The sequence below is a fragment of the Pedobacter sp. genome (assembly GCF_045627485.1).
Lineage (GTDB): Bacteria > Bacteroidota > Bacteroidia > Sphingobacteriales > Sphingobacteriaceae > Pedobacter.
Map to the genome: position 1 here is coordinate 1 of NZ_JAZQNU010000106.1, position 3,849 is coordinate 3,849.

The 3,849-nt window shown below is 39.0% G+C and carries 9 protein-coding genes and 1 pseudogene; all 10 read right to left on the reverse strand.

Features of this window, described 5'->3' with window-relative positions; translation table 11 throughout:
* Window positions 1-73: pseudogene (locus tag ACR2F3_RS08185) on the reverse strand (30S ribosomal protein S8); the annotation flags it as partial.
* Window positions 74-203: 130 nt separating this feature from the next.
* On the reverse strand, window positions 204-473 hold the full coding sequence (gene rpsN / locus ACR2F3_RS08190; protein ID WP_432709496.1) for a 30S ribosomal protein S14: 270 nt from the start codon (window positions 471-473) through the stop codon (window positions 204-206).
* Window positions 473-1,039 (reverse strand): 50S ribosomal protein L5, encoded by a 567-nt coding sequence (gene rplE / locus ACR2F3_RS08195; RefSeq protein ID WP_432709497.1) that lies wholly within the window; start codon window positions 1,037-1,039, stop codon window positions 473-475. Before rplE ends, rpsN begins: the two co-directional genes overlap by 1 nt.
* Window positions 1,039-1,380 carry a 50S ribosomal protein L24 gene (rplX, locus tag ACR2F3_RS08200; RefSeq protein ID WP_432709498.1) on the reverse strand — a complete coding sequence of 114 codons (342 nt, stop codon included), beginning with the start codon at window positions 1,378-1,380 and terminating at the stop codon, window positions 1,039-1,041. The genes rplE and rplX overlap by 1 nt, the downstream gene beginning before the upstream one ends.
* 1 nt (window position 1,381) lies before the next feature.
* Complete coding sequence (gene rplN / locus ACR2F3_RS08205; RefSeq protein WP_008244575.1) at window positions 1,382-1,750, reverse strand: 50S ribosomal protein L14; 369 nt, start codon at window positions 1,748-1,750, stop codon at window positions 1,382-1,384.
* 1 nt (window position 1,751) lies between these two features.
* A complete protein-coding gene (gene rpsQ / locus ACR2F3_RS08210; protein WP_037442595.1) occupies window positions 1,752-2,006 on the reverse strand; it encodes a 30S ribosomal protein S17 in 255 nt (84 codons plus the stop codon).
* A 13-nt stretch (window positions 2,007-2,019) separates the two neighbouring features.
* Window positions 2,020-2,229 (reverse strand): 50S ribosomal protein L29, encoded by a 210-nt coding sequence (rpmC, locus tag ACR2F3_RS08215; protein WP_196859735.1) that lies wholly within the window; start codon window positions 2,227-2,229, stop codon window positions 2,020-2,022.
* Between the two features lie 30 nt (window positions 2,230-2,259).
* Window positions 2,260-2,682, reverse strand: a complete 423-nt coding sequence (gene rplP / locus ACR2F3_RS08220) for a 50S ribosomal protein L16 (protein ID WP_048907441.1) — start codon at window positions 2,680-2,682, stop codon at window positions 2,260-2,262.
* 38 nt (window positions 2,683-2,720) lie between these two features.
* Window positions 2,721-3,569, reverse strand: a complete 849-nt coding sequence (gene rpsC / locus ACR2F3_RS08225) for a 30S ribosomal protein S3 (protein WP_432709499.1) — start codon at window positions 3,567-3,569, stop codon at window positions 2,721-2,723.
* 9 nt (window positions 3,570-3,578) lie between these two features.
* The coding region (locus ACR2F3_RS08230) for a large ribosomal subunit protein uL22 (RefSeq protein WP_432709500.1) at window positions 3,579-3,849 on the reverse strand (271 nt) is incomplete at its 5' end.

Below are 3,849 nucleotides of genomic sequence, written 5' to 3' on the forward strand. Positions count from 1 at the left end.
CTACAATTCTGTGATTTGCCTTGATGGCATTTCTTACTCTTGTAAGATAATCTGCTATTGGATCTGTATTCATTTTATGAAATTGTGATAGTGGTTTCCTTTCCGAACCATTCGGAACGACCTTCCATCGGTTAATATTTAATTGTAACGTAATAACGCAAGGTTCTACGCAGAGCGTACAACCTTAACGTAAAAATACGATATTACCAACTAGCTTTTGTTACTCCAGGAATTTTTCCTGCTAAAGCCATGTCACGGAACATTACCCTTGATATTCCAAAAGTACGCATGTAACCACGAGGGCGACCAGTAATTTTGCAACGGTTATGTAAACGAACAGCTGATGAATTTTTAGGTAATTTATCTAATCCTTCGTAATCACCTGCAGCTTTAAGTTCCGCACGTTTTTCCGCGTACTTAGCAACCATTTTTTGGCGCTTAACTTCGCGAGCTTTTACTCCTTCTTTTGCCATTATACGTTTGTATTTTGATTTTTAAATGGTAAACCAAATTGTTTTAAAAGTTCCAATGCTTCAACATCATTAGTAGCAGTAGTTACAAACGTAATGTCCATACCTAAAATCTTGCTAATTTTATCAATATTGATCTCTGGGAAGATGATTTGCTCAGTAACACCTAATGTGTAGTTACCTTTTCCATCAAAACCTTTGTCATTGATACCTTTAAAATCACGGATACGTGGCAAAGCTACGGAAATTAAACGATCTAAAAACTCAAACATGTTGTTATCACGTAAAGTTACACGTACACCAACCGGCATACCCTTACGTAACTTAAAGTTTGAGATATCTTTTTTAGATTTTGCGCTTACTGCTTGCTGTCCTGCAATAGTGCTCATCTCCAGAATTGAACTGTCAATGATCTTCTTGTCAGTTACCGAAAAACGTCCAACACCCTGGTTGATCGAAATCTTAACTAATTTAGGAACCTGCATTACGCTTTTGTAAGCAAACTTGTCTTTAAGCGTGGTTACAATTTCCTCTTTATATTTACTCTTTAATCTTGGTACGTAAGCCATTATTTGATCTCCTCTCCTGATTTTTTAGCAACCCTAACTAATTTCCCATCAGCGTTTAACTTTCTGCCAACGCGGGTAGTTTCACCAGTTTTTGGATCAACTAACTGTACATTAGAAATATGAAGAGCAGCTTCTTTTTTTATGATACCACCGTTTGGGGTAGCAGCATTTGGTTTCGTATGTTTTGATACAAGGTTAACACCTTCAATTATTACCCTATTCTTAGCAATAACAACTTCTTGTACTTTTCCTTGTTGGCCTTTTGAGTCGCCAGCAATAACCTTTACTAAATCTCCTTTACGGATTTTAATTTTTGGTTGTGTAGTTACTTTATCTTTCATTTTATAATACCTCCGGTGCTAATGATACAATTTTCATGAATTGTTTCTCACGCAGTTCTCTTGCTACCGGGCCAAAGATACGTGTACCACGTGGCTCATCTTGTGCATTTAATAATACTGCTGCATTGTCGTCGAAACGGATGTAAGAACCATCTTTACGTCTGATCTCTTTTTTTGTTCTTACTACAACTGCTTTAGAAACTGTGCCTTTCTTAATGTTTCCAGAAGGTAATGCACTTTTCACGGTAACAACGATTTTGTCACCAATAGAAGCATATCTCTTTCCAGTACCACCAAGTACACGGATAACCAATACTTCTTTTGCGCCGCTATTATCGGCTACATTTAATCTCGATTCCTGTTGTACCATGTTATTTAGCCCTCTCTAAAATTTCCACTAATCTCCAGTTCTTGTTCTTACTCAGCGGACGAGTCTCCATGATCAGTACTGTATCACCAATACCGCAATCGTTTTTCTCGTCATGAGCCATAAATTTGGTAGTTTTCTTAACAAACTTACCATAGATCGGGTGTTTCACTTTTCGTTCTACTGCAACTACGACAGATTTATCCATCTTGTTGCTTACCACTAACCCGGTTCTTGTTTTTCTTAATTGTCTTTCCATTTCGACTCTAAAGTTATTTAGTTTCAGTAGCAGACTCCGCTTTGCGCTTAGTCAGTTCAGTATTTAATCGGGCGATATCCTTCCTTACCTTAGTAATACGGGTAGGATTCTCAATAGCCGAAATAGTATGCGCAAACCTTAACTTAACTAAGTTTTCTGTCTCTTCTGCAATCCTGGCTACTAGTTCTTCTTGTGAAAGCCCTGTAATTTCTGAGTTCTTCATCTTTTAATTTTTTATTATAAGTAACTCTTATTATGCTTCTACGTAATCTCTACGTACCACAAATTTTGTTTGTATTGGTAATTTTTGAGCGGCTAAACGCATTGCTTCTTTGGCAACTTCCAAAGGCACACCTTCAGCTTCAAAAATAATTCTTCCGGGTCTAACTACGGCTACCCAGTATTCTGGAGCACCCTTACCTTTACCCATACGTACTTCAGCTGGTTTCTTAGTTACCGGTTTGTCCGGGAAGATTCTAATCCACACTTGGCCTTCACGTTTCATGAAACGAGTTACCGCGATACGGGCTGCCTCTATCTGACGACTGGTAATCCAAGTCGACTCTAAAGATTTAATCCCGAAAGACCCGAATGATAATTCAGCACCACGTGTTGCTAAACCTTTCATTCTGCCTTTTTGCATCTTTCTGAACTTCGTTCTTTTTGGCTGTAACATTGTATTTTAATATTATCGTAAAACGATCTGTTAACTAATTATTTACGGGGTCCTCTGTTAGGAGTGTTTCCGCCTCTGTTATCTCTACCTTGACCTGGAGCACCACCTTGACCTGGACCTCTTCCGCCACGACCTTTGTCGTTTCTTCTGTCGCCACCGCCACGGTTATCTCTGTCTCTGCCACCACCGAATGCACCTTCAGGTCTGCCACCTTTACCAGGAGCGTTGTTGGTTGCACCAATGTTCGGAGATAAATCACGTTTACCGTAAACTTCTCCTTTACAGATCCATACTTTAACCCCTATTTTACCATAAGTAGTTAAAGCTTCAGCCAATGCGTAATCAATGTCCGCACGGAAAGTATGCAAAGGAATTCTTCCTTCTTTGTACTGCTCGCTACGTGCCATCTCTGCACCGCCTAAACGACCTGATGTCATAATTTTGATTCCTTCAGCGCCCATACGCATAGTAGATGCGATAGTAGATTTCATTGCTCTACGGAAAGAAATTCTCGCTTCTAACTGTTTTGCAACGCCTTCTGCTACCAATTGAGCATCTAGTTCTGGACGTTTAATCTCAAAAATGTTGATTTGAATTTCCTTTTTAGTCAATTTCTTCAACTCTTCTTTGATCTTGTCAACTTCCTGACCTGCTTTACCAATTACAATACCCGGACGAGCCGTGTGAATCGTTACAGTAATGCGTTTCAATGTACGTTCGATAACAACTTTTGCTACACCGCCTTTTGCAATACGGGCAGCAAGGTATTTTCTTATTTTATCGTCCTCAACTAATTTATCAGCATAGTTGTTGCCTCCGAACCAGTTAGAATCCCAACCTTTGATGATTCCTAATCTGTTTCCTATTGGATGTGCTTTTTGTCCCATTTCTGTTAATTAGTTTTGAGTTTCAACGTTTTTACTATCTACTACCAAAGTTACGTGGTTTGAACGTTTACGTATTCTGTAACCACGGCCTTGAGGTGCCGGTCTCAATCTTTTTAACTGGCGGCCACCACCAACCATAATTGTTTTCACAAATAGTTGGCTTTCTTCAGGGCGAGAACCTTCATTTTTGTTTTCCCAGTTTTTGATCGCCGACAATAATAGTTTTTCAACCCTAATTGCTGCTTCTTTGTTGGTAAATTTCAAAATATGTAATGCTTTC

Coding starts and splice junctions, on each gene's coding strand:
- rpsQ (WP_037442595.1), bottom strand. CDS start 2,006: ATGGAAAGACAATTAAGAAAAACAAGAACCGGGTTAGTGGTAAGCAAC.
- rpsC (WP_432709499.1), bottom strand. CDS start 3,569: ATGGGACAAAAAGCACATCCAATAGGAAACAGATTAGGAATCATCAAA.
- rpsN (WP_432709496.1), bottom strand. CDS start 473: ATGGCAAAAGAAGGAGTAAAAGCTCGCGAAGTTAAGCGCCAAAAAATG.
- rplX (WP_432709498.1), bottom strand. CDS start 1,380: ATGAAAGATAAAGTAACTACACAACCAAAAATTAAAATCCGTAAAGGA.
- rplP (WP_048907441.1), bottom strand. CDS start 2,682: ATGTTACAGCCAAAAAGAACGAAGTTCAGAAAGATGCAAAAAGGCAGA.
- rpmC (WP_196859735.1), bottom strand. CDS start 2,229: ATGAAGAACTCAGAAATTACAGGGCTTTCACAAGAAGAACTAGTAGCC.
- rplE (WP_432709497.1), bottom strand. CDS start 1,039: ATGGCTTACGTACCAAGATTAAAGAGTAAATATAAAGAGGAAATTGTA.
- rplN (WP_008244575.1), bottom strand. CDS start 1,750: ATGGTACAACAGGAATCGAGATTAAATGTAGCCGATAATAGCGGCGCA.